Raw genomic sequence first — 22,420 nt, 5'->3', positions numbered from 1 at the left:
CATGCTCAATCCGGCATTGAGTCAATGGCTGGACGCCCAGGCCCACGCGCTGGATGTCGGCGAGGGCGACCCGCAACAGGTGCTGTCGCGCCTGGCGAGCGCCGATGTACTGCGCGTCGGCATCAGCCAGGAACTGGGCGGCAGTGGCGGCAATCTGGCCGATGCCGTGGAAGTGCTGGCCGAAGTCGCCAGCCATTCCCTGGCGGCGGCGTTTGTCTTCTGGGGCCAGCGCGCCTTTATCGAATACCTGCTGCAAAGCCCTAACACGCTGCTGCGCGAAGGCCTGCTGCCGTCGTTGCTGGTGGGCGAGTTGGCCGGTGCGACCGGGCTGTCGAACGCGATGAAATTCCTCTCGGGGATCGAGACCTTGCAAGTGCGCGCTCAGCCTCGGGACAGCGGCTGGTCGTTGAGCGGTCGGCTGCACTGGGTCACGAACCTGCGCAAGAGCGGTTTTGTGGTGGCTGCCGCCATCGACGACGAGGCCGGCGGCCCACCGTTTGTACTGGCGATCCCGGATGCGCTGGCCGGAGTGAAACGCTCGGCGGATTTGCAGTTGATGGGCTTGCAGTCGAGCAACACGGCAGCGCTGGATCTGGACCGGGTCGAGGTCGATCGGGACTGGTTGCTGCACGAAGACGCCCGAGTGTTTCTGCCTGCTGTGCGGCCGGCGTTTCTCGGCTTGCAATGCGGCTTGGCGATTGGTTTGGCGCGCCGCTCATTGCAGGAAGTGGAAGCGCATTTGCAGGACGGTCGCTCAATCTTGCTGGAACCCTTGAGCGAACAACGCGCCCAGTTGGAACACACCGTCAGCGAACTGAAAAACGGGCTGTTGGAGGGTCGCTTCCTGGCGCGTCCGGCCGCGCTGTTCCGCCTGCGCATTGCCTTGGCCGAATCCGCCGCCAGCGCGGTGCAACTGGAGTTGCAGGCCAGTGGCGGCAAGGCCTACCTGAGCGAGCATGGCAGCGGTTTCGCCCGGCGCTGGCGCGAGTCGGCTTTTGTGCCGATTGTCACGCCGAGCCTGGTGCAATTGCGCGCCGAACTGCAACGCCAGGAACGGGAAACGCTGGCATGAGTGGCCCGTTATTGCAGGCCAGCGGCATCAGCCTCGGTTACCCACGGGAGTCCGGTTGGCAAACGGTGCTGGAGGATTTCGACTTGCAATTGCGGCCCGGGGAAGTGGTGTCGATCCTCGGCCCCAGCGGCGTCGGCAAGTCGAGCTTGCTACGGGTGCTGGCCGGGTTGCAGACGGCCCATCGCGGCAGCGTCAGTTTGCTCGGCGAACCGTTGAACGGCCCGCATCCCCGGGTTGCGGTGGCGTTTCAAGACCCGAGCCTGTTGCCCTGGCTGACCCTGGAAAAGAACGTCGCGTTCGGCCTGGATTTCGCTCGCCAACCGCACCTGAGCGCGATTGAACTCAAGGGGCGAATCGACCACGCCATCACTGCCGTCGGCCTGCAACACGCCCGGCAACATTACCCGGCGCAACTCTCCGGCGGCATGGCCCAGCGCACTGCGATTGCCCGTTGCCTGGCCCGTCAGCCGCAAGTGTTGCTGCTGGACGAACCCTTCGGCGCGCTGGATGAAGTGACCCGCGCCGACATGCAACAACTGCTGCTTCACGTCATTGCCGAACACAACACCGCTGCGGTGTTGATCACCCACGACATTGATGAAGCCCTGCTGCTTTCCGAGCGGATTCTGCTACTGGGTAACAGCCCGGCGCGGACCCTCGGTGAGTGGCGCATCGACCTGCCTCAGCCCCGTGCCGAGCTGGTGGACGAACTGGGCGCGCTGCGTATCGAGATTCTCAAAACCCTTCGGCGGGCGAGCCGCAATCCCCAAACCCAACCCTTGCCTGAACCGTCGGAGATTGACCATGTGCCTGGACGACTTCACTCACACACGTCGTGACTTCCTTAAACTCAGCGCCTTGCTGACCGCCGCCGGCGCCTTGCCGCTGCTCAACAGTCTGCAAGCCCGCGCCGCCTCAGAGCCCGACGCCCCGGTGCGGATCGGCTACTTGCCGATCACCGACGCCACGCCGCTGCTGGTGGCGCACAACAACGGTCTGTTCGAAGCCGAAGGCATCCAGGCTGAGCGCCCGGTGTTGCTGCGCAGTTGGGCGCAGGTGATCGAGGCGTTTATTTCCGGCCAGGTCAACGTGATTCACTTGTTGTCGCCGATGACCGTTTGGGCGCGCTACGGGAGCAAAGTCCCGGCCAAAGTCGTGGCCTGGAACCATGTGGGCGGTTCGGGTTTGACCGTGGCGCCGGGCATCACCGAGGTCAAGCAACTGGGCGGGCAATCGGTGGCGATTCCGTTCTGGTACTCGATTCATAACGTGGTGGTGCAGCAACTGTTTCGTGATCACGCACTGGTGCCCGTGAGCAAATCGGCGAACTCGGTAATTGCGCCGAACGAAGTCAATCTGCTGGTGTTGCCACCGTCGGACATGCCGCCGGCCCTGGCCAGCAAACGCATTGCCGGCTACATCGTGGCCGAGCCGTTTAATGCCCTGGCTGAAGAGCTTAAGGTCGGCCGGGTCCAGCGCTTTACCGGGGACATCTGGCGCAATCACGCCTGCTGCGTGGTGTTTATGCACGAGCAGGATTTGAACAACCGCCCCGAGTGGTCGCAGAAAGTGGTCAACGCCATCGTCAAGGCGCAACTGTGGACCCGCGACAACCGCGCCGAGGCTGCGAAATTACTCTCCAAGGACGGCGAAAACCGCTACACGCCCCACGCTCAGCAAGTGTTGAGCCGGGTGTTGGCGCCCAATCCGGTGGACCGCGAGCAATACCTGGCCAGCGGCGCGATCCAGCACAGCCACTGGGACGAGCAGCGCATCGACTTCCAGCCATACCCGTTCCCGAGTTACACCGAAGAACTGGTCCGGCGCCTCAAGGACACGCTGATCGAAGGTGATAAAGGTTTCCTCGCCAGCCTCGACCCGCAGCACACCGCCCGGGATCTGGTGGACGACCGCTTTGTGCGTAACGCCATCGCCGCCGTCGGGGGGCTTAAGGCGTTCGGCTTGCCGGACAGCTTCGAACGCAGCGAGGAGTTCAGTCTCTGATGCGCAAACAAACCTCATCGCTCCTGCATTGGGGGCTGGGTGTGGCGGGGCTGTTGTGCCTGTTGCTCGGGTGGTGGCTGGGTGTACGACTGTTCGGTGGTACCGAGGGCCTGGCAGCGCGGTTCTCACCGCAAGCGACGCTGGTCAGCCTGGTGGAATTGCTCGGGCGCGGCGAGTTGTACGAGCATGTGTTCGTCAGCCTCAAGCGCATCCTCGTCGGGCTGCTGCTGGCATTGCTGATTGGCGTGCCGTTGGGGCTGCTGATCGGCAGTTATCGACATCTTGAATCCGCGACGACGCCGGCCTTTCAGTTCCTGAGGATGATTTCGCCGCTGTCATGGATGCCGGTGGTGGTGATGCTGATGGGGGTGGGAGACCAGCCGATCTATTTCCTGCTGACCTTCGCTGCGGTCTGGCCGATCCTGCTCAACACCGTGGCCGGGGTGCGTCAGCTCGATCCGCGCTGGCTGCAACTGAGCCGCAGCCTGAGTGCAACGCGTTGGGAAACCTTGCGCAAGGTGATTTTGCCGGGCGTGCTTGGGCATGTGCTGACCGGCGTGCGGCTGTCCATCGGCATTCTGTGGATCGTGCTGGTGCCGTGCGAAATGCTCGGCGTCAGCGCCGGGTTGGGCTACTTCATTCTTGATACGCGGGATCGACTGGCCTATTCGGAACTGATGGCGATGGTGCTGCTGATCGGCGTGCTGGGCTTTGCCCTCGATGCACTGGCGCGCGGGCTGCATCGGCGTTGGGGGCATGCGAACCTGGGGTAGATCGCGAGCAACAAACAGCAATCTCGCTGTGTGCGGGCTTGCTCGCGAATGCAATCGGTCATTCAACATTTATGCTGACTGACACACCGCTTTCGCGAGCAAGCCCGCTCCCACAATTGATTCTGGGTGAGTCAGATATTTGTGAGCACTTCCCTCAGGGCCAAGTTCTAGGGTTTCCAGATCTCGACGTCTTTGGCATCCACTGCCTTGGGCAGCAAGCCTTCGGCAAAAAATGCGTCGGCGATTTTTTGCTGTTCGCCCAACTGATCGGCTTTCACCGGTTCAACCTGATAACTGCGATGGGCATTGGCGGCCTCGACGGTTTCCACATCAAGGTTGCCCCAGAGCGGGCCGAGCACTTGCGCGGCATCGCGGGGATTGTGTTTCACCCAGTCGCCGGTCTTCTGCAATTGCTGGTAAACCAGCTTCAAGACTTCAGGGTGGGCCTTGGCGTAGGTGTTACTGGTCAGGTAGTAGCGTTTGTAACTGGCCAGACCGGTGCCGTCCGCCAGGGTGCGGGTCGGCAGTTGACGTTGTACGCCGGTGAGGAAGGGTTCCCAGGTGACCCAGGCATCGACCTTGTTGTTCTCGAATGCCGCCCGGCCATCGGCCGGTGACAGGTAGGCCGGCTCAATGTCGGAAAATTTCAAACCGGCCTTGTTCAGCGCCGCGATCAGCAGGTAGTGCGAGCCGGCGGCTTTAGTCACCGCAATTTTTTTGCCTTTCAAATCCACCAGTCGCTGCAAGGGCGAATCCTTGCGCACGACAATCGCCTGGGCTGAAGGCGAGGGCGCCTCCTCGGCAAAATACGTCAGTTTGGCTTGGGCGGCCTGAGCGAAAATCGGCACGGTGTCGGCCACGTCGGCGCTGATATCGACATTACCGACATTCAACGCTTCCAGCAGCGGCAAGCCACTGGAGAACTCGTGCCAGGTGACATCGATGTTGTTCTGCGCAAGGGTCTTTTCCAGGGTGCCCTGGGTTTTCAGCAGGGTGATCAGAGTCGATGATTTCTGGTAACCGATCCGCACCGTTTCTCGCGCCTGGGCCTGGAGCGTGAAAGACAAGGCGAGCGCAACAACCAGACCGGTCAGGACAGCGTTTTTCAGGGGCTTCGACATGGCGGACTCAACAGTTAGCAAAGGAGAAGGTGGCTATCTGTCATGAGCATAAGGTTCTAAGAATTATTCTTTAAATAATTTTTAGGTCTGAGCTTAAGGGTTTTTAATATTCTATACAGGAATAACCAAATCGTTATTTATTCCTTTTAATGTTCTTTGATCAGGTGCATTTTGAAGGCCTGCACCTCAGTGCGGTTTTGCCCCACATCAGACAGGAAGCCTCAAACATGACTATCAAAGCGATCAACGTTCGTAACCAGTTCAAAGGCGTCATCAAGGAAATCCTGGAAGGCGAAGTGGTTTCCGAAATCGATGTTCAAACCGCGTCCGGCATCGTTACCTCGGTGATCACCACCCGCTCGGTGCGCGATCTGGAATTGAAAATTGGCAGTGAAGTGATCGCGTTCGTTAAATCCACCGAAGTGTCGATTGCCAAGCTCTAAATCCTGTTTAGAGGAAACACTGTCCTTGTGGCGAGGGAACTCGCCACAGAGAAGCCTCCTGATCACACATTTTGTGTGACTCGAGATTCTCAGCGGGAAATCAACCCACGCTCAATCGCGTAGTTGAGCAACGCCGCCGGTTTGTCGATGTTCAGTTTGCGGCGGATGCTCAGACGATGGGTTTCCACCGTGCGCACGCTGATGTCGAGCTCGCGTGCCATTTCCTTGTTGTTCAGCCCCAACAGCATTTTGCACAGCACCTCGCTTTCACGCGGGGTGAGCTCGTTGTCGGTGGGGCGCTCGGCCGCCAGTTTCTGGGCGATTTCGGCGCTGTAGAACGTGCCGCCGCTGGCAATCGCTTCGATCGCCGCAATGATTTCCCGCGATGGCGAATTCTTCAGCACGTAGCCGCTGGCGCCTGAGCGTACCGACTCGCTCACGTACTCGTTGTTGTCGTACATGCTCAAAATCAGAATCTTGATCGACGGATGTTCGCGGCGCAGCAGCCGTGTCAGCTCAAGACCGTTCATGTCCTTGAGGCCGATGTCCACCAGCAGCAGATCGGGCAGGGTCCGGGCGACCATTTCAACCGCGCTGGCACCGCTGTCGGCTTCACCGACGATGTCGAGAAAATCCACTACCGCCAGCAAGGCACGAATGCCGTCGCGGACCAGGGAATGATCGTCAACGAGGGCGACGCGGATCGGAAAGGGAAGGCTCATCAGTTATTTCTCTTATTGTTGTGCAACGGTGATCGGCTCAGGCGGCCGTCACACTCAGGGGCAGCAGCACATTCAGCTCGCTGCGGCCCGGCGTTGAATGAAGGTCGAGTCGGCCACCGAAGTGCTCCACCCGTTCACGGATATTGCGCAAGCCGATACCGGCGTTCAGGCGTTCGACGCGATTGACGTTAAAACCGATGCCGTCGTCGACGATGACCAGGCGCAGTGCATCGTCGGAACCTTGCAGCGTGATCGACACCGTACTCGCCTGGGCATGCCGTTCAATATTGGTCAGGCCTTCCTGGGCGATGCGGAACAGCGCCACCGCCGCGCCGTCCACCAAATCACACTCGACCAACTCGCTTTCATAGTTCACCTGCAAACCACTGCGTTGCTGGAACTCGGCGGCCAGTTGACCCATGGCGGCGGGCAGGCCCAGGGTGTCGAGCAGCGATGAACGCAAGTCATGGGAAATGCTTCGCACCTCGCCGATGGCACTGCCGAGGCGCTCGGTGGCCTCGTGTAAAACATTCAGGCCATTGTCGCGGCCGGCCTCGATCAAGTGGCTGGCCAGTTCGAACTGGAACTTGATCGACACCAGCAACTGGCTGATGCCGTCATGCAGTTCGCGGGACACTCGCGAGCGTTCCTCTTCCTGAAGACTGACGATGCGCTGGTTGAGGCGCTGGAGTTTCTTGTCGGCCAGGCGATGTTCGCTGACGTTCAGGGTCATGCCGCTGATAAACACCAGCAGCACGGCAATCAGCGCGACAGCGGCGATGGCAAGCATGGTGCCGTGGATGCCCTGGGCGACTTCATTACGGGCTTGCTGAGTTGCCTGTTCGACGTCTTCAAGGTAGATGCCGGTGCCGAGCATCCAGCCCCAACGGTCCAGCATCACCACATAGGCGAGCTTGTCAGTGACCGCCCCGGTCGAGGGTTTTTTCCAGGCATAGCGTTGAAAACCGGCGCCGGATTCGGCGCTTTTCAGCAACGCCTGAATCACCGGCAAGCCGTGGGGGTCGGTCATGTTCCAGAGGTATTTGCCGACCAGTTCGGACTGCCGCGCGTGCATCAGGCTGCGACCCTGGCGGTCATACACGAAGAAGTAGCCGTCAATCCCGAAGCTCAGTTTGCGCAGCTCTTCGAGCACGCGCTGCTGCGCGACTTCGTCACCCTTGCCGTCGGCGTACAGCGGTTCGATCAGGCTCTTGGCCATTTCTACGTAGTTTTTCAGTTCGGCCCGTTTGCTGGCGAGGATGCTGTCCTCGATCAACTGCGCCTGCTGCTCGCCGAGCTGTCGATTCTGGACGATAACCAACGCGCAAATGACGGCAATCGCCAGGATCAGCGGCAGGATGCCGAGGGCAACGATTTTGTGTTTGAGCTGCATATCTACTCCTGTCCAGACCGGGCGACGGTGCGGCAGGGCCGTTGGCGGGTGTCGTGGTGGGGGCATGATAGGCCAAAAAGACCTTTACTTCGCCAGCCTGAAGCGCGGGCGGACTAACGGGATCGGGCGATCTGCGTAGTACTACGTAGAAGGGCCTTACGTAGTACTGCGGATTTCACTGATGGCGACATGCGCGGATATTAGGCAGGCTCGCATAACGGGCACCAATTATAAAAATTATCGCCGCGGCCTATCGGACTGCCGGCAGGAGACACGCAATGACCCGTCTGGTTAAACACCTCGCCTGGTTTGTCGTGGCTGTCATTGGAGCGATTGCGCTGAGTGTCGTGGCCCTGCGCCGCGGCGAAGCGATCAACGCCCTCTGGATTGTCGTCGCCGCCACCGCCATCTACCTTGTTGCCTACCGCTACTACAGCCTGTTCATCGCCACCAAGGTGATGCAACTCGATCCCAATCGAGCCACTCCCGCCGTCCTCAACAACGATGGCCTGGATTACGTCCCGACCAACAAACACATTCTTTTCGGTCACCACTTCGCCGCGATTGCCGGCGCCGGGCCTTTGGTCGGTCCAGTTCTGGCCGCGCAGATGGGTTACTTGCCCGGCACGCTCTGGCTGATTGCCGGGGTGGTGTTCGCCGGTGCGGTTCAGGACTTTATGGTCCTGTTCATGTCCACCCGCCGCAATGGTCGTTCCCTGGGTGACATGGTCCGCGAAGAAATGGGCCGGGTTCCCGGCACCATCGCGCTGTTTGGCTGCTTCCTGATCATGATCATCATCCTCGCGGTGCTGGCGCTGATCGTGGTCAAGGCTTTGGCCGATAGCCCGTGGGGCATGTTCACCGTGATGGCGACCATCCCGATTGCGATGTTCATGGGCATTTACATGCGCTACATCCGTCCGGGCCGCATCGGTGAAATCTCGGTGATCGGCGTGGCGCTGCTGCTCGGTTCGATCTTCGTCGGTGGGCAGATTGCCGCTGATCCGGTCTGGGCCAAGGCCTTCAGCTTCACCGGAATCCAGATCACCTGGATGCTGATCGGCTACGGTTTCGTTGCGGCGGTCATGCCGGTGTGGCTGATTCTGGCCCCGCGTGACTACCTCTCCACCTTCCTGAAAATCGGCACCATCATCGCGTTGGCCATCGGCATCCTGGTGACCATGCCCGAGCTGAAAATGCCGGCCCTGACCCAGTTCATCGACGGCACCGGCCCGGTGTGGAAGGGCGGTTTGTTCCCGTTCCTGTTCATCACCATCGCGTGCGGTGCGGTCTCGGGTTTCCACGCGTTGATCGCCTCCGGCACCACGCCGAAGTTGCTCGCCAGCGAAGGCCATGCCCGTTACATCGGCTATGGCGGCATGTTGATGGAATCGTTTGTCGCGATCATGGCGATGGTTGCCGCCTCGGTGATCGAGCCGGGCGTGTACTTCGCCATGAACAGCCCGGCCGCCGTGGTCGGTGGTGACGTGATTCAAGTGGCGCAAACCGTCAGCAGTTGGGGTTTTTCGATTACGCCGGAAGCGCTGCAAGCGGTGGCCCACGACATCGGTGAAACCACCGTGCTGGCTCGCGCCGGCGGTGCGCCGACCCTGGCCGTCGGCATTGCGCAGATCCTGCACAGCGTTCTGCCGGGTGAAAACACCATGGCGTTCTGGTACCACTTCGCGATCCTGTTTGAAGCGCTGTTTATCCTGACCGCCGTCGATGCGGGCACGCGGGCCGGACGTTTTATGCTCCAGGATTTGCTTGGCTCCTTCGTTCCGGCGCTCAAGCGCACGGAATCCTGGACCGCCAACCTGATCGCCACCGCCGGTTGTGTGGCGATGTGGGGGTACTTGCTCTATCAAGGCGTGATCGATCCGCTGGGCGGCATCAACACCTTGTGGCCGCTGTTCGGCATCTCCAACCAGATGCTCGCCGGCATCGCGCTGATGCTCGCCACGGTTGTGCTGATCAAAATGAAACGCCAGCGCTACATCTGGGTGACCTTGGTGCCAGCGGCGTGGTTGTTGATCTGCACCACCACCGCCGGTTTCATCAAGTTGTTCGACGCTAATCCGGCGATTGGCTTCCTGGCCCTGGCGAAGAAATACAGCGATGCCCTGGCCAGCGGTCAGATCCTCGCCCCGGCCAAAAGCATCGACCAGATGCAACACGTGATCTGGAACGCCTACACCAACGCAACGCTGACGGCGCTGTTTCTGTTCGTGGTGTTCAGCATCCTGTTCTACGCGCTCAAGGTCGGGATTTCGGCTTGGGGCAGCAAGGAACGCACGGATAAAGAATCGCCGTTCCAGGCCGTGCCGGACGCGTGATCGAGGATCGCCACGATGTTCAATGACCTGAGTCGCCTCGGTAAATACCTCGGTCAGGCCGCGCGCCTGATGGTCGGCATGCCCGACTACGACAATTACGTCGAGCACATGCAAACCAAACACCCGGACAAACCGGTGATGAGCTACGAGATGTTCTTCCGGGAACGTCAGGAGGCGCGCTACGGCAGCAAGGCGGGGCCGAAGTGTTGTTAACCTCGTAGGAGCAAGGCTCGCCCGCGATGGCGATCTTCGGGGCGCCATCGCCGGTAAACATGACCTCTGTAGGAGCAAGGCTTGCCCGCGATAGCGATCTTGCAGGCGCCATCACCGGTAAACATAACCTCTGTAGGAGCAAGGCTTGCCCGCGATGACGATCTTGAAGACGCCATCGCGGGCAAGCCTTGCTCCTACCGTTTTGGTTTGTATTGTCAGTGGCCTTGATTGCTCTTGATCAGATCGTAGGCCCGGCGCACCAGCGGATTCACCGTATTCGGCCGAATCCACAAGTAATACGTCACGTCCGGCAAGCGCGGCAATCCATCGTTTTCCCCCAATACCCGCATGTCCGGCCCGAGCATTTCCATGCTTCTCGGGGTCACGCCCAGCCCTGCGTGGGTCGCGGCTTTAATGCCGATCAGGTTCGACGCCAGGTATGCCTGGCGCCAGGGAATGTTCGCCCGCTCCAGCGCTTCCAGTGCATAGCGACGATAGATGCTCGGTTCATCCACCAGAATCAGCGGCAGCGGTTCGCCGGGGTTGTGAATGTACTGCGCCGAGCAAATCCACCACACCGGCGAGGTGCGCAAGGCGAAGCCTTCAAGGCTCGGGTCCTGGCGGGTAGAAATCACCATATCCACCTTGCCCCGGTGCAAGTCATCCATCAGGAACGGACTGCGCCCGACGTCGATCTCCAGCCGCAAGCGCGGTGCTGAACGGGCGATGTGACTGAGCATCGGCGGCAGGATGGTATCGGCGATGTCATGGGGCGAACCGATGCGCAGCACACCGCTCAAGCTGCTTTCCCGCAGGGAATTGAGCGCGTCATCGTTGAGCGAAAGCATCTGCCGCGCATGCCTCAGCAATTGCTGGCCGGCCTCCGTGAGCTGCTTTTGCCGCCCGCGCTTCTCGAACAGACTCACGCCGACCTGTTGTTCCAGGCGCTGCATGTGTTGGGTGACCGACGATTGCGTACGGTCCAGTTGCGCGCCGGCCTCGGCAAAACTGTGGTAATCGACCACGGCAATGAAGGTGCGCAGTAATTCGAGATCAAGGGTGGACATGGCAGTTTTTATATCAAGGGCACGAACCTAAACATTACATATTTTTATGTTTTCGGCGAAACGAATTTTATTGAGTGGCCTGAAGAGCCAGTAAAAGCGCCGTTATAAGCATTTTTCTAAAAAACAAAACCTTCCGAGTTATAACGATATTAGATATTTGCATTTCCGTTGCCTGAGCGCTGTACCTAGGATGCCACTCATCAGGTCGGGGTACGCCGATCATCCAAGAGGGGAAATCCATGTTGTTCGAGCGCTCACCTGTAAAACGATTGTTGCCTGTCATGCTGGGCGCTTTGGTCTCGTTGGCTGGCATGAGTGCCGCTCAGGCTGATGCCACCCTTGAAAAAATCGAGCAACGTCATGTGCTGGTGGTCGGCGTGCTGCTGTCCGGCGGTCCTTTTGGCGGCATCGATCCCGCCAGCCAGAAACCTCGCGGTTTGAACGTGGACCTGGCTGAAGAACTCGGCCGGCAACTTAAAGCCGAGGTGCAACTGGTGCCGGTACTGCCGGCTAACCGCGTGCAATTTCTGCAACAGGGCAAAGTCGATTTGCTGATCGCCAACATGGAATGGACCGCCGAACGCGGCGAAATCCTCGGCTTTGTGCCGACGCCGTTCTACCGTGTCGGCGGCACCGCAGCCGTCCTGAAGGACAGCAAGATCACCCGCTGGGAAGGCCTGAAAAACCAACCGGTCTGCACCTCCCAGGGCAGCAGCTACGTCAAGCCGCTGACCGAGTTGGGCGCCGAGATCAAGGCGTTCAAGAGCTCGTCGGAATCCTTGCTGGCCCTGCGCGGCAACAACTGCGTCGCCGCCGTGCACGACGCCACGCTGATCAACCCGTTGATTGCCGACACCGCCGAATGGCAGGGCTATCGCGCGATCGCCCCGGAACTCAACCCGGCGCCGTCGGTGATCTGGACCCGCCGTGGCGAAAGCGACACCCAGGCCAAACTCGACCCGATCATCAAAGAGCTGCACCGCAGCGGCTGGCTGATCGAAGCCCAGACCCGCAACCACATCACCCCGGCATCCCCGGCGCTGGTCGAGTTTCAGAAACAGTTCCAGGCCAACGGCGCCTGAGTCCGGCTCTCGTTTTCAATCGATCAACGCTCAAGGTAGCCGTGCATGAAGCCACTTTTTTCCGCTAAAACCCTGACCACCCTGTGCCTGGCCGGGTGCGCCGCGCTGGCCGCCAGCCTGGTGCAGGCGGACGCCACCCTGGACAAGATCGGGCAACGTCACGCCGTCAGTGTCGGGGTGATTCTCAGCGGGCCGCCGTTCGGCACCATCGACCCGAAAACCGGCGAACACCTGGGCTATAACGTCGAATTGGCCAAGGGCATCGGCCAGGCGCTGGGGGTCGAAACCAAGACCGTTTCGGTGCTGGCGCCTAACCGCGTGCAGTTCCTGCAACAGGGCAAGGTCGACATCCTGATCGCCAACATGCAGTTCACCGAAGAGCGCGCCGAGATTCTCGACTACGTGCCGACACCTTATGAAGAAGTCGGCGGCGCCGCTTTGATTCGCAAAGGCTCGGGCATCACTCAGTGGGCCGATCTCAAGGGCAAGCCTGTGTGCGTGTCCCAGGGCAGCAACTTCATCAAGCCGTTGCAGGAAACCTACGGCGCCGAGATCAAGGCCTTCCGCAGTCAATCCGAATCACTGTTGTCCCTGCGTGGCAATGGGTGTGTGGCGGCGGTGCATGTCAGCCCGACCATGCATGCGTTGTTGAGCGATGCCGAATGGGCCGGTTATGAAATTCCGCTGCCGGGGGATTTGATCCCGTCGAATTCGGTGATCTGGATTCGCAAAGGCGAGCACGACACCCAGGCCAAGCTGGATGCCATCGTCCGCGACTGGCACCGCAGCGGCTGGTTGATCGCGTTGGGCGAGCGCACCGGCATGGCGCCATCCCAGGCCCTGCGAGATCTGCATGAGCAATACCGCAACGCCGCGCCATTGGCGGTTCAGCCATGAGCCAAGGGTTGTTCGCGACATTGCAGCAGTTGCTCGGCGCCCGTCACGTGCAAAGTGGCGAAGAGGCCGCGCCGTACCTGACTGACAAGCAGGGCCGTTACGTCGGCCAGGTGATCGCCGCCATACACCCGGCGAACACCGAGGAAGTCGCGGCGGTGGTGCGCGCTTGCGTGGCGTCAGATACGCCGGTGGTGGTGCAGGGCGGCAACACCGGTTTGATGGGCGGCGCGACCCCCGATGCGAGTGGCCGCGCCGTGCTGTTGTTGCTCGATCGCCTGAACCGGGTGCGCGCCGTTGATACCGACAATGACACCCTGACCGTCGAGGCCGGCTGCATTCTGCAAACCGTGCAGGACGTGGCGCGTAACGCCGGACGCCTGTTTCCCCTGAGCCTGGGCGCCGAAGGCAGTTGCACGATTGGCGGCAATCTCGGCACCAATGCGGGCGGCACGGCGGTGCTGCGTTATGGCAATACCCGCGAGCTGACCCTGGGCCTGGAAGTGGTCACCGCCCAGGGCGAAATCTGGAATGGCCTGCGTGGTCTGCGCAAGGACAACACGGGTTACGACCTGCGCGACCTGTTTATCGGCAGCGAAGGCACCCTCGGCATCATCACCGCCGCGACCCTCAAACTGTTTCCGCTGCCCAAGGCCCAGGCCACTGCGCTGTTGGCCTTTGACTCATTAGCTCAGGCTGTAAAATTTCTGTCCCATGCCCGCGCCGGTTTCGGTGCCAGCCTGACCGCGTTCGAATTGCTCAGTGCCGATTGCCTGGCCTTGCTGCGCGAGCAGTTTCCCCAAGGTCCGCAACCGTTTCTCGGCGCTGCGCAGCCGTGGTTCGCGCTGCTGGAACTCTCCGACAACCACAGCGAAAGCCATGCCCGCGAAGCCTTTGAAACGGTGCTCGGTGAAGCTTTTGAACTGAAACTGCTGGCCAATGCGCTGATCGCCGAAAGCCTGGCCCAAAGCGAAGGGTTGTGGCTGTTGCGGGAGAACATGAGCGAGGCGCAGAAGCGTGCCGGGCGCAACATGAAGCACGACATCTCGGTGCCGATTTCCGAGGTGGTGGCGTTTGTCGCGCACACCGATGCGCTGTTGCAAACGCATTTTCCCGGCGTGTGGAATTTCACCTTCGGCCATTTGGGCGACGGCAACCTGCATTACAACGTCTCTCATCCGCTGGATTCGACGGTCGAGGCGCACATGGCCAACTACGCGGCGCTCAGCCTGTTGGTCCACGACAGCGCCCACGCCCACGGCGGCTCCATCAGCGCCGAACATGGCATCGGCCAGCGCAAAACCGGTTTGCTGGAGCGCTATAAAAGCCCGGTGGAACTCGACCTGATGCGCCGCATCAAGCACGCCCTGGACCCGAAAAACCTGCTCAATCCGGGCAAAGTCGTGGAGGTGTTGAAGCCATGAGCCTTCGTCTGTCAAAACGTGTGCAGCGGGTGTCGTTGTCGGCTAATGCGGCGGCCAAATCCCAAGCCACGGCGTTGCGTGAAACCGGTCGCGACATCCTCGACCTGACCACCGGCGAGCCGGATTTCGACACGCCGGAGCACATCAAACAAGCGGCCTGCGCTGCCATCGCCGCCGGTGCGACCAAGTACACACCGACGCCCGGAGTGAAGGCGTTAAGACTGGCCGTACAGCGCAAACTCCAGCGTGAAAATCGGCTGGATTACCCGCTCGAATCCATCGTGATTGCCAACGGCGCCAAGCAGATCATCTTCAACGCTTTCGCTGCGACCCTCGACGATGGTGACGAAGTACTGGTGCCGACGCCGTACTGGCCGTCGTTCCCGGACAGCGTGCGCTTCAATGGCGGCGAGCCGGTATTCATCGAATGCGGGTTGGCCCAGGGCTGCAAACTGACGCCGGGCCAGTTGGAGCAACACATCGGCGAGCGCACCCGTTGGCTGATCCTCAACGGCCCCGGCAACCCAAGTGGCGCGGTGTACAGCGTTGCGGAATTGCAGGCGTTGGCCGAGGTGCTGCGTCGGCATCCGCAGGTGCTGATTCTGCTGGATGAGCTTTACGAACATATCCGCTTCGATGGCCAGCCACCGCAGAGTTTGCTGAACGTCGCGCCGGATCTGCAGCCGCGTTGCCTGTTGGTGGGCGGCGTGTCCAAGACTTACGCCATGACCGGTTGGCGCATCGGTTTCGGGGCCGGGCCGCAGGTGCTGGCCAGCGCGATGGCGGTGGTGCAGTCGCAATCGACTTCAGGCGCTTCCTCGGTCGGACAGGCTGCTGCGTTGGCCGCGTTCGATGGTGGGCTGGATTTCTTGCCGGTCCAGGTCGCAGCCTATCAGCAGCGTCGGGACCTGTTGGTGACGGCGTTAAAAGCCGTGAACGGTCTGGAAGTGCTTGAACCCCATGGGGGCTTCTTCGTGTTTGTGCGCTGCGAAGGCCTGTTGGGTCGTTTTCGCCCGAACGGCGAACGCCTGCAAAACGACGCCGACGTCGTCGCGTATTTGCTGGAGGAGGGCGTGGCCGGTGTCGCGGGCATTGCTTATGGCTTGTCGCCGTGGTTTCGCCTGTCCATCGCCACCGCGACCGACAGCGTTGCCGAAGCCGGACGCCGCATCGCTCACGCCTGCGGGCAATTACGGGGCGACGCATGAGTCATCTGTTGGAGCTGTTCGTCCACTGGACTGCCGGGTTTGGCCTCAATTACAACTTCCTGCTGGACGCCTATCAACGCGGCACGCTGGAGCAGGGCGCGCTGACCACCGCGCTGCTGTGCCTGTTCACCATCGTCGGCAGTTTGCTGGCTGGTGTCGGGTTGGCGGCGATGCTGACCTCGGGCAAACCCTGGCTGGCAAAACCGGCACGGGTGTTTATCGAAGTCACCCGCAACACACCGACCTTGGTGCAGCTGTATTGCGCGTTCCTGGTGCTGAACATGCTGCTGACTCAAGCCGTCGGCACGGCCAACCCGCTGACCCCGTTTGCCTGGGTGGTGATCGTGATCTCGCTGCACAAAGGTGCGTTCCACGCCGAAGCCTTGCGCGCCGGCATCGAGGCGGTGCCAGCGGTGACCCTCGAGGCCGCCAGCTCCCTGGCCTTCAGCAGCCGCCAGTTGCTCTGGAACGTGCAACTGCCACTGGCCCTGCGCTTTGCCTTGCCGTCGCTGATCAACAACCTGATCGACCTGGTGAAAATGACCGCCGTAGCCTCGGCGATTGCCGTCGGTGACATCACCTACGCGGCAATCATGATCTGGACCCAAAGCGATAACGTGCTGGAACTGATGATCCTGATCCTGAGCTTTTTCGGCCTGCTGAGTTTTATCGTCAATTGCGTGGGGCGCTTGCTCGAAGCGCGCCTGAGGATGCCCGGCTATGGCCATTGAATCGTCCGTCAGCGCACCGCTGGCCTGGCCGCGCCGGCATGTCGGCAAGTTGCTGTTGTTGGCTGGCGCGGTGTTGTTTCTGCTGTACTTCGCCCCGCAAAGTCCGGTGTTCAAGGCCTTGCTGCAATGGTCGCCGGCCTTGGCCGTGGGCTTCGGCCAGAACATTCTGATCAGCCTGGTGGCGATCGGTCTGGGTTCGTTGTTGGGCTTGCTGGTGGGCGCATTGGCCGTATCGCCGCTAAGACTGTTGCGCTTGCCGGCGCAGATCTGGGTGCAGATTTTCCGCAATGCACCGTGGCTGGTGCTGATCTATTTCACCACCTACGTGTTCCCGTTCGAAATCAAGCTCGGCAGCACCTACGTCTCATTCCCGGACTGGGTGAAAGTCACCATTGGCCTGGCGTTGCCGGCGAGTGCCAACGTCGCGGAAATCTTCCGCGGCGCCATCGGCTCGATCCCCAGCACCCAATGGGAAGCGGCGCGGTCCCTGGCCTTCACCCGTGGGCAGATTTTCCGTTCGATCATCCTGCCGCAGTGTTTCAAGCGGATGTTGCCGCCGTGGATGAACCTCTACGCGGTGATCACCATGGGCACGGCGCTGGCCTCGCTGGTGGGGGTGCATGACGTGATCGACACCGCGCAGATCGCCAGCAACACCGTGAACATGACCGGTTTTACCGTAGTGATTTACCTGAGTTTGCTGGTGCTGTTCTTTGCCTATTGCTACCCGATTTCCCGACTGACCCAACGCCTGGAGCGACGTTATGCCTTCTATTGAAACCGTCGCCGAGCCCCTGGTCAGCCTGCGCGATTTGCACCTGTCATTCGGCGCCAACCCGGTGCTCAAGGGCATCGACCTCGACGTTCATCGCGGCCAGGCCGTGTCGATCATCGGCCCGTCGGGCTCCGGCAAATCGACCATCCTGCGCTGCATCACCGGGCTGTTGCAGCCTCAACGGGGCAGCATCCGCGTCGGCGCCACCGACGTGCACACCCTGGCCAAGGAAGCCCAGCGCATCGAGTTGCGCAAGCGCGTGGGGTTTGTGTTCCAGCAGTACAACCTGTTCCCGCATTTGTCGGTGCTGGAAAACCTGATGATCGCGCCACGCAAGGTCTTGGGGCGCAGCCGGACTGACGCCGAGAAAGAAGCCCGGGCATTGCTCGCCAAAGTGCGCATGGAACACAAGGCTGATGCCTATCCGGGCCAGTTGTCCGGTGGCCAGCAACAACGGGTGGCGATTGCCCGGGCCTTGGCCATGCGCCCGGAATTGATTCTGTTTGATGAAGTGACCTCGGCCCTCGATCCGGAAACCGTCGGCGAGGTGCTGACGGTGATTCGCGAGCTGACCGAAGAGGGCATGACCTGCGTACTGGTGACCCACGAAATGCGCTTTGCCGAAGAGATCAGCGACATCGTCTACTTCACCGAAAACGGCGTGATCGTCGAACATGGCAGCGCCGCACAAATTTTCCAGCACCCGGGCAGCGAACGAACCCAAGAGTTCTTGCGCCATGCCTTGGGTGATCCGGGACGCCGCCCGGCACATTCCAACGATCCGTACCTGTTGACCAACCTGAGCCGCTACAGCCTGTCCGTGTAACCGAGGAGCTAATTCATGAGTACCGATAACCGTGCCGTCGTCATCGAGGATTTCCTCAAGAAAATCCGCGTCATCAATCAACGGGGCGTTGACCGCGCCGCGCTGGTGGAAATCGTCGCTTTGCTCGAAACCCTGGCCGAGCGCCGCGACCTGTTCAATTTCCACACGTTCCCGGCGCCCGTGCCGGGGCAGGGCAACACCGCGTTCCGCTATCGCCTGAATGACGACGGTGACACGCCGACGCTGTACCTGAACTCGTTGCTGCCGGGCAAAAGTACGCTGCCGCACAACCACGAAACCTGGGCGATCATCAGCGCCGTCGAAGGCCAGGAAATCAACTACGTCTACGGGCGCAGCGATGAAGGCCGCGAGCCTGGCTTCACCACGTTGCACCTGGAAAAAGAAGTGATCGTGCAACCCGGCACCTCGATCGCGTTCCTGGGCGAAGACCTGCATGGCATTCGTGTCGAAGGCGAGTCCGCGACCCTGCATTTCCACCTGTATGGCTTGCCGCTGGAATCCCTCAACGGCCGTTATGGCGTCGAGGCGGACGGGCGGATTCTCAACTACAACGCCTCGCAAATGGCCCCGTCGATCAAGGCCTACGCATGATCGATCTGTATTACTGGCCGACTGGCAATGGCTTGAAGATCGGCATCCTGCTTGAAGAACTTGGGCTGGATTATCGCCTATTGCCGATCAACATCCGCGAAGGCGAGCAGAAGCAGGCAGCGTTCCAGCGCATCAGCGCCAATGGGCGGATTCCGGCGATTGTCGATCATTCACCTGAGGCGTTGGACGCGCCGCTGAGCCTGTTTGAATCTGGCGCGATCCTCAATTACCTGGCCGACAAGGCCGGGCGTTTTCTGCCGCCAGCGGGGACTGCCGAGCGGCAAAAGGTCCAGGAATGGCTGTTCTGGCAGGTCGGACATGTCACGCCGTACCTGAGCCAGTTGCAACTGTTCAAGGAGAAGGCGCCGGAGCCGATTCCGTTCGCCCTCGACCTACTGAATGCCGAGGCGACGCGGCTGTATCGGGTGCTGGAAACGCGGTTGTCCGAGGTGCTGTATGTGGCGGGAGAATACTCCGTCGCCGACATGGCGATCTTCCCGTGGATTCAGCCGCTGCGACAGGGCCAGGACCTGGCGCACTACCCGCAGATCCACGCCTGGCGCGAACGCCTCAAGGCCCGGCCCGCCATTCAGCGTGCCTACGCCAAGGGCCGCGCCATCGCGGCCAATGAGCGCTCCCTCGCGCTTCAATAACTCTATTTTTCAAGCGGGACTTCCATGAGCCAGACCGTAACTCCAGGGCAACTGCAGCAGTGGCTGTTCGACGGGCAGGAAATCGCCCTGTTTGACGTGCGTGAGCATGGCCAATATGGCGAAGCCCATCTGTTTTTCGGCGTGAACCTGCCCTACAGCCGCCTGGAGCTGGAGGCTCGGCGTCTGGCGCCGAATCCTCAGGTACGGCTGGTGATCTATGACCAGGACGGCGGCGATGTTGCGGCGCGTGCCGCCCGGCGTTTGCAGGCGTTGGGTTATGGCTGCGTGCATGTTCTCGAGGGCGGCGCCGAGGGGTGGCAGGCCGCCGGTTTCCAGCTGTTTGCCGGCGTACATGTGCCCTCCAAGGCGTTTGGCGAGTTGGTGGAAGAGGCCAGCCATACGCCGCATGTCACCGCCGCGCAACTCGCCGAATGGCAAGCCCGGGGCGAGCCGCTGGTGGTGCTCGACGGTCGGCCATTCGATGAATACCGCAAGATGACCATTCCCGGTTCGGTGTGCTGTCCGAACGGTGAGCTGGGTTATCGCGTGCACGATCTGGTGCCGGACGACAGCACGCCCATCGTGGTCAATTGCGCCGGTCGAACCCGCAGCATTATCGGCGCGCAGACCTTGATCAATCTGGGCGTGAAGAACCCGGTCTATGCGCTGGAGAACGGGACGCAAGGTTGGTATCTGGAAGATTTGCAACTGGAACACGGCAGCACGCGGCGCTATGCCGATGAGGTGTCGTCGGACGCCTTGCCGGCTCAGCGCTTGGCCGCCGCGCAACTGGCGCAAAAGGCTGGTGTGAAAACGGTTGCGGCGGCGCAGGTTGAGCAGTGGTCGCGGGAGGCTGGCCGCAGTTTGTTTCTGTGCGATGTGCGCACCGCTGAGGAGTTTGCCGCCGGCAGTCTGCCGGGGGCGCAACACACGCCGGGCGGGCAGTTGATTCAATCCACGGATCTGTATGTCGGCGTGCGCCAGGCGCGGTTGGTGCTGATCGACAGCGATGGCGTGCGTGCGCCGATTGTGGCGAGTTGGCTGCGGCAGTTGGGGCATGAGGCTGATGTGCTTGAGGGTGGCACGAGCAGTGGTTTGGTGTTGCCCGGGCTTGAAGTCGCCGCCACTGAAGCGTTGCCACTGATCACACCGCAGGCACTGGCCGATGCGTTGAAGGACGATGCGGTCGCGCTGATGGATCTGCGCCCGAGCATGAGTTATCGCAAAGGTCATATCGCGGGTTCACGCTGGTCGATCCGTTCGTTGCTGGCGGCCGAATTGGCGGGGGAACAGCGGCCAGTGGTGTTGCTGGCGGACGATCCGGCGTTGGCGGCTTTTGCGGCCCTGGAATTGCCCGAGCGTCAGCGCAAGCAGACTCGACGGCTGGACGGCGACTGGCGTGCGGAAGGCCTGGCACTGGACGAGGAGGGCAACACACCGCCGGATGAGCAGTGCATCGACTTCCTGTTCTTCACCCACGATCGCCACTCCGGCAACAAGGACGCGGCGCGGCAATACCTGGCGTGGGAAATCGGTTTGCTGGCGCAGATGAGCGAGGAGGAAATTGCCAGTCTCAAGCCACTGAAAGCGTCCAGTGCTGAGCGGGTCCGTACTCGGCTGATCCACTGCGCGCGCACTGAAAAGGGCAATGGTGCTCGCGGCGTCAACGTCCCGGTGACGCGGTTGAGCACGGTGCTGTTCGACAACCTGGCGCAGATGCGCGACGCCCGTTCCCGCCGGGATCATGAGCGCGTCCTGAGCTACGGCGCCCGAGGCAACCCGACGGCGTTCGCCTTGGAAGACCTGGTCACCGAACTTGAGGGCGGCTATCGCACGCGCTTGTTCGGCACAGGCCTGGCAGCGGTGGCGCAAACATTCCTGGCCTACCTGCGGCCCGGCGATCATGTGCTGATCACCGACGCGGTGTATTCGCCCGTGCGGCGCTTGGCTCGAGAGTTTCTTCAGCCGTTCGGCATTCAGGTCAGCTACTTCGCGCCGGACGGCAGCGACCTGCCAGCGCTGCTGCAAGCCAACACCAAAATGGTCTACACCGAAGTGCCCGGTTCGCTGCTGTATGAACTCTGCGATTTGCCGGCCATCGCCGCCCTGTGCAAACCGCGCGGCATCCTGTTGGCGGTGGACAATACTTGGGGTTCGGGCTACCTGTACCGGCCGCTGACCCTGGGTGCGGACATCTCGATCATGGCGCTGACCAAGTACCTGAGCGGTCACAGCGACGTGGTCATGGGCAGCGTTTGCACGCGTCAGGAGGTCTGGCAACCGCTGGCGGCCATGGGCGACACCTTCGGCAACGTCGTCAGCCCCGACGACGCCTATCTGGTGCTACGCGGCGCCCGAACCCTGGCGACTCGCCTCGAGGTCCACGAACGCCAGGCACTGGAAATCGCCCACTGGCTCCAGGTTCAACCCCAAGTGAAACGGGTGTTCCACCCGGCATTACCCGATCACCCCGATCATGCCTTGTGGCTGCGCGACTTCAAGGGCAGCAACGGTTTGCTCTCGTTCGAATTACGCGATGCCGACGCGGCTTATGTCGAGCGCTTCATCGATGCGCTGCAACTGTTTGGCCTGGGCGCTTCCTGGGGCGGTTATGAAAGCTTGATCACCGTCGCCGATCTCAAGGAACGGGATTGCCCGACAGATCCCTTGTTGAACCCGGTGCTGCGCTTGCACATCGGTCTGGAAGACGTCGAGGCGTTGATCGAGGATCTGGCGCGGGGATTCGCTGCGGCGAGGTAACCCGAGGTCGAGGCAGCGAATCAGTGATGGGCGGCAGCTACCAGAGTTTGTCGCTTCCCACATCGCGTCGTTCCGGGCCAGCGGGGTTGCCGGTGTTCACCAGCCTTCTCTCCACCAGCACATTCTGTAACGCCTGGCGGGCGGCGGGTTCCAGTTGATGCTCTCGCTCCTTGAGTTCAAGCAGGATGGGGCTGGACCAGGCGCGATAGGTTTGCTCGGCAAGACGAACGGCGGTCATCTATCTCTCCTTGATTAAGCGCCCGCCAACAATGAGGGCGCTGTTCGATGAGGTAGAAACGTTAGTTGAGGAA

General features: G+C 61.2%; 22 protein-coding genes and 1 pseudogene. 18 read left to right on the top strand and 5 right to left on the bottom strand.

The annotated features are described in order from the left end of the window. Nucleotide 1 precedes the first annotated feature (1 nt). Genes V5E99_RS27170 through V5E99_RS27155 form a run of 4 tightly spaced genes read left to right on the top strand, consistent with a single transcriptional unit; the run spans nt 2 to nt 3,849 of the window. The gene (locus V5E99_RS27170) at nt 2-1,072 is read left to right on the top strand and encodes an acyl-CoA dehydrogenase family protein (RefSeq protein WP_499805391.1); all 1,071 of its coding nucleotides are present in this window, start codon (nt 2-4) and stop codon (nt 1,070-1,072) included. Next, nucleotides 1,069-1,911 carry an ABC transporter ATP-binding protein gene (locus V5E99_RS27165; RefSeq protein ID WP_499805390.1) on the top strand — a complete coding sequence of 281 codons (843 nt, stop codon included), beginning with the start codon at nt 1,069-1,071 and terminating at the stop codon, nt 1,909-1,911. Before V5E99_RS27170 ends, V5E99_RS27165 begins: the two co-directional genes overlap by 4 nt. Continuing rightward, nucleotides 1,877-3,076 carry an ABC transporter substrate-binding protein gene (locus tag V5E99_RS27160; RefSeq protein ID WP_499805388.1) on the top strand — a complete coding sequence of 400 codons (1,200 nt, stop codon included), beginning with the start codon at nt 1,877-1,879 and terminating at the stop codon, nt 3,074-3,076. The genes V5E99_RS27165 and V5E99_RS27160 overlap by 35 nt, the downstream gene beginning before the upstream one ends. Next, complete coding sequence (locus V5E99_RS27155; RefSeq protein WP_499805386.1) at nt 3,076-3,849, top strand: ABC transporter permease; 774 nt, start codon at nt 3,076-3,078, stop codon at nt 3,847-3,849. Before V5E99_RS27160 ends, V5E99_RS27155 begins: the two co-directional genes overlap by 1 nt. A gap of 167 nt (nt 3,850-4,016) precedes the next feature. Here V5E99_RS27155 and V5E99_RS27150 read toward each other — a convergent pair whose 3' ends face one another. Beyond that, on the bottom strand, nt 4,017-4,970 hold the full coding sequence (locus tag V5E99_RS27150; RefSeq protein ID WP_499805384.1) for an aliphatic sulfonate ABC transporter substrate-binding protein: 954 nt from the start codon (nt 4,968-4,970) through the stop codon (nt 4,017-4,019). 227 nt (nt 4,971-5,197) lie between these two features. Between V5E99_RS27150 and V5E99_RS27145 the strand changes: the two genes are divergently transcribed. Continuing rightward, nucleotides 5,198-5,413, top strand: a complete 216-nt coding sequence (locus tag V5E99_RS27145; protein WP_034150404.1) for a TOBE domain-containing protein — start codon at nt 5,198-5,200, stop codon at nt 5,411-5,413. 89 nt (nt 5,414-5,502) lie between these two features. Here V5E99_RS27145 and V5E99_RS27140 read toward each other — a convergent pair whose 3' ends face one another. Then, nucleotides 5,503-6,135 (bottom strand): response regulator, encoded by a 633-nt coding sequence (locus V5E99_RS27140; protein ID WP_499805382.1) that lies wholly within the window; start codon nt 6,133-6,135, stop codon nt 5,503-5,505. 37 nt (nt 6,136-6,172) lie between these two features. Further along, a complete protein-coding gene (locus tag V5E99_RS27135; protein ID WP_499805381.1) occupies nt 6,173-7,528 on the bottom strand; it encodes a cache domain-containing protein in 1,356 nt (451 codons plus the stop codon). Between the two features lie 278 nt (nt 7,529-7,806). Between V5E99_RS27135 and V5E99_RS27130 the strand changes: the two genes are divergently transcribed. Together V5E99_RS27130 and V5E99_RS27125 are read left to right on the top strand one after the other, a co-directional pair. Beyond that, a complete protein-coding gene (locus V5E99_RS27130) occupies nt 7,807-9,864 on the top strand; it encodes a carbon starvation CstA family protein (RefSeq protein ID WP_499805379.1) in 2,058 nt (685 codons plus the stop codon). Nucleotides 9,865-9,879: 15 nt separating this feature from the next. Further along, a complete protein-coding gene (locus V5E99_RS27125; protein WP_201119648.1) occupies nt 9,880-10,077 on the top strand; it encodes a YbdD/YjiX family protein in 198 nt (65 codons plus the stop codon). A 215-nt stretch (nt 10,078-10,292) separates the two neighbouring features. Here the strand turns inward: V5E99_RS27125 and V5E99_RS27120 are convergent, their stop codons facing one another. Next, nucleotides 10,293-11,144, bottom strand: coding sequence for a LysR substrate-binding domain-containing protein (locus tag V5E99_RS27120; RefSeq protein ID WP_499805378.1), 852 nt, complete (start codon nt 11,142-11,144; stop codon nt 10,293-10,295). Nucleotides 11,145-11,425: 281 nt separating this feature from the next. Between V5E99_RS27120 and V5E99_RS27115 the strand changes: the two genes are divergently transcribed. From V5E99_RS27115 to metC, 11 genes and pseudogenes are all read left to right on the top strand, one after another. Continuing rightward, nucleotides 11,426-12,226, top strand: coding sequence for a transporter substrate-binding domain-containing protein (locus tag V5E99_RS27115; RefSeq protein WP_499805377.1), 801 nt, complete (start codon nt 11,426-11,428; stop codon nt 12,224-12,226). 45 nt (nt 12,227-12,271) lie between these two features. Next, a complete protein-coding gene (locus tag V5E99_RS27110) occupies nt 12,272-13,123 on the top strand; it encodes a transporter substrate-binding domain-containing protein (RefSeq protein ID WP_499805376.1) in 852 nt (283 codons plus the stop codon). Further along, the gene (locus tag V5E99_RS27105; RefSeq protein WP_499805375.1) at nt 13,120-14,544 is read left to right on the top strand and encodes an FAD-binding oxidoreductase; all 1,425 of its coding nucleotides are present in this window, start codon (nt 13,120-13,122) and stop codon (nt 14,542-14,544) included. Before V5E99_RS27110 ends, V5E99_RS27105 begins: the two co-directional genes overlap by 4 nt. Then, nucleotides 14,541-15,752, top strand: a complete 1,212-nt coding sequence (locus V5E99_RS27100; RefSeq protein ID WP_499805374.1) for an aminotransferase class I/II-fold pyridoxal phosphate-dependent enzyme — start codon at nt 14,541-14,543, stop codon at nt 15,750-15,752. The genes V5E99_RS27105 and V5E99_RS27100 overlap by 4 nt, the downstream gene beginning before the upstream one ends. Next, the gene (locus V5E99_RS27095) at nt 15,749-16,483 is read left to right on the top strand and encodes an amino acid ABC transporter permease (RefSeq protein ID WP_499805372.1); all 735 of its coding nucleotides are present in this window, start codon (nt 15,749-15,751) and stop codon (nt 16,481-16,483) included. The genes V5E99_RS27100 and V5E99_RS27095 overlap by 4 nt, the downstream gene beginning before the upstream one ends. Next, on the top strand, nt 16,473-17,261 hold the full coding sequence (locus V5E99_RS27090) for an amino acid ABC transporter permease (RefSeq protein ID WP_499805371.1): 789 nt from the start codon (nt 16,473-16,475) through the stop codon (nt 17,259-17,261). Before V5E99_RS27095 ends, V5E99_RS27090 begins: the two co-directional genes overlap by 11 nt. After that, nucleotides 17,248-18,084 (top strand): amino acid ABC transporter ATP-binding protein, encoded by an 837-nt coding sequence (locus V5E99_RS27085; RefSeq protein ID WP_499805370.1) that lies wholly within the window; start codon nt 17,248-17,250, stop codon nt 18,082-18,084. The genes V5E99_RS27090 and V5E99_RS27085 overlap by 14 nt, the downstream gene beginning before the upstream one ends. A 15-nt stretch (nt 18,085-18,099) precedes the next feature. After that, nucleotides 18,100-18,696, top strand: a complete 597-nt coding sequence (locus V5E99_RS27080; protein WP_499805369.1) for a cysteine dioxygenase family protein — start codon at nt 18,100-18,102, stop codon at nt 18,694-18,696. After that, the gene (locus V5E99_RS27075; protein WP_499805368.1) at nt 18,693-19,349 is read left to right on the top strand and encodes a glutathione S-transferase N-terminal domain-containing protein; all 657 of its coding nucleotides are present in this window, start codon (nt 18,693-18,695) and stop codon (nt 19,347-19,349) included. The genes V5E99_RS27080 and V5E99_RS27075 overlap by 4 nt, the downstream gene beginning before the upstream one ends. 24 nt (nt 19,350-19,373) lie before the next feature. Next, a pseudogene (locus V5E99_RS27070) lies at nt 19,374-20,927 on the top strand (rhodanese-like domain-containing protein); the annotation flags it as partial. Continuing rightward, on the top strand, nt 20,913-22,109 hold the full coding sequence (gene metC / locus V5E99_RS27065) for a cystathionine beta-lyase (protein ID WP_499805403.1): 1,197 nt from the start codon (nt 20,913-20,915) through the stop codon (nt 22,107-22,109). The pseudogene V5E99_RS27070 and the gene metC, both read left to right, overlap by 15 nt. Before the next feature lie 37 nt (nt 22,110-22,146). Here metC and V5E99_RS27060 read toward each other — a convergent pair whose 3' ends face one another. Beyond that, the gene (locus V5E99_RS27060) at nt 22,147-22,347 is read right to left on the bottom strand and encodes a hypothetical protein (RefSeq protein ID WP_499805367.1); all 201 of its coding nucleotides are present in this window, start codon (nt 22,345-22,347) and stop codon (nt 22,147-22,149) included. Between the last annotated feature and the right edge of the window lie 73 nt (nt 22,348-22,420).

The sequence above is a fragment of the Janthinobacterium sp. LPB2021202312-11-4 genome (assembly GCF_037049705.1).
Taxonomy (GTDB): domain Bacteria; phylum Pseudomonadota; class Gammaproteobacteria; order Pseudomonadales; family Pseudomonadaceae; genus Aquipseudomonas.
The sequence above is the reverse complement of the archived record's forward strand: the minus strand, read 5'-3'. Positions and strand labels throughout refer to the sequence as shown.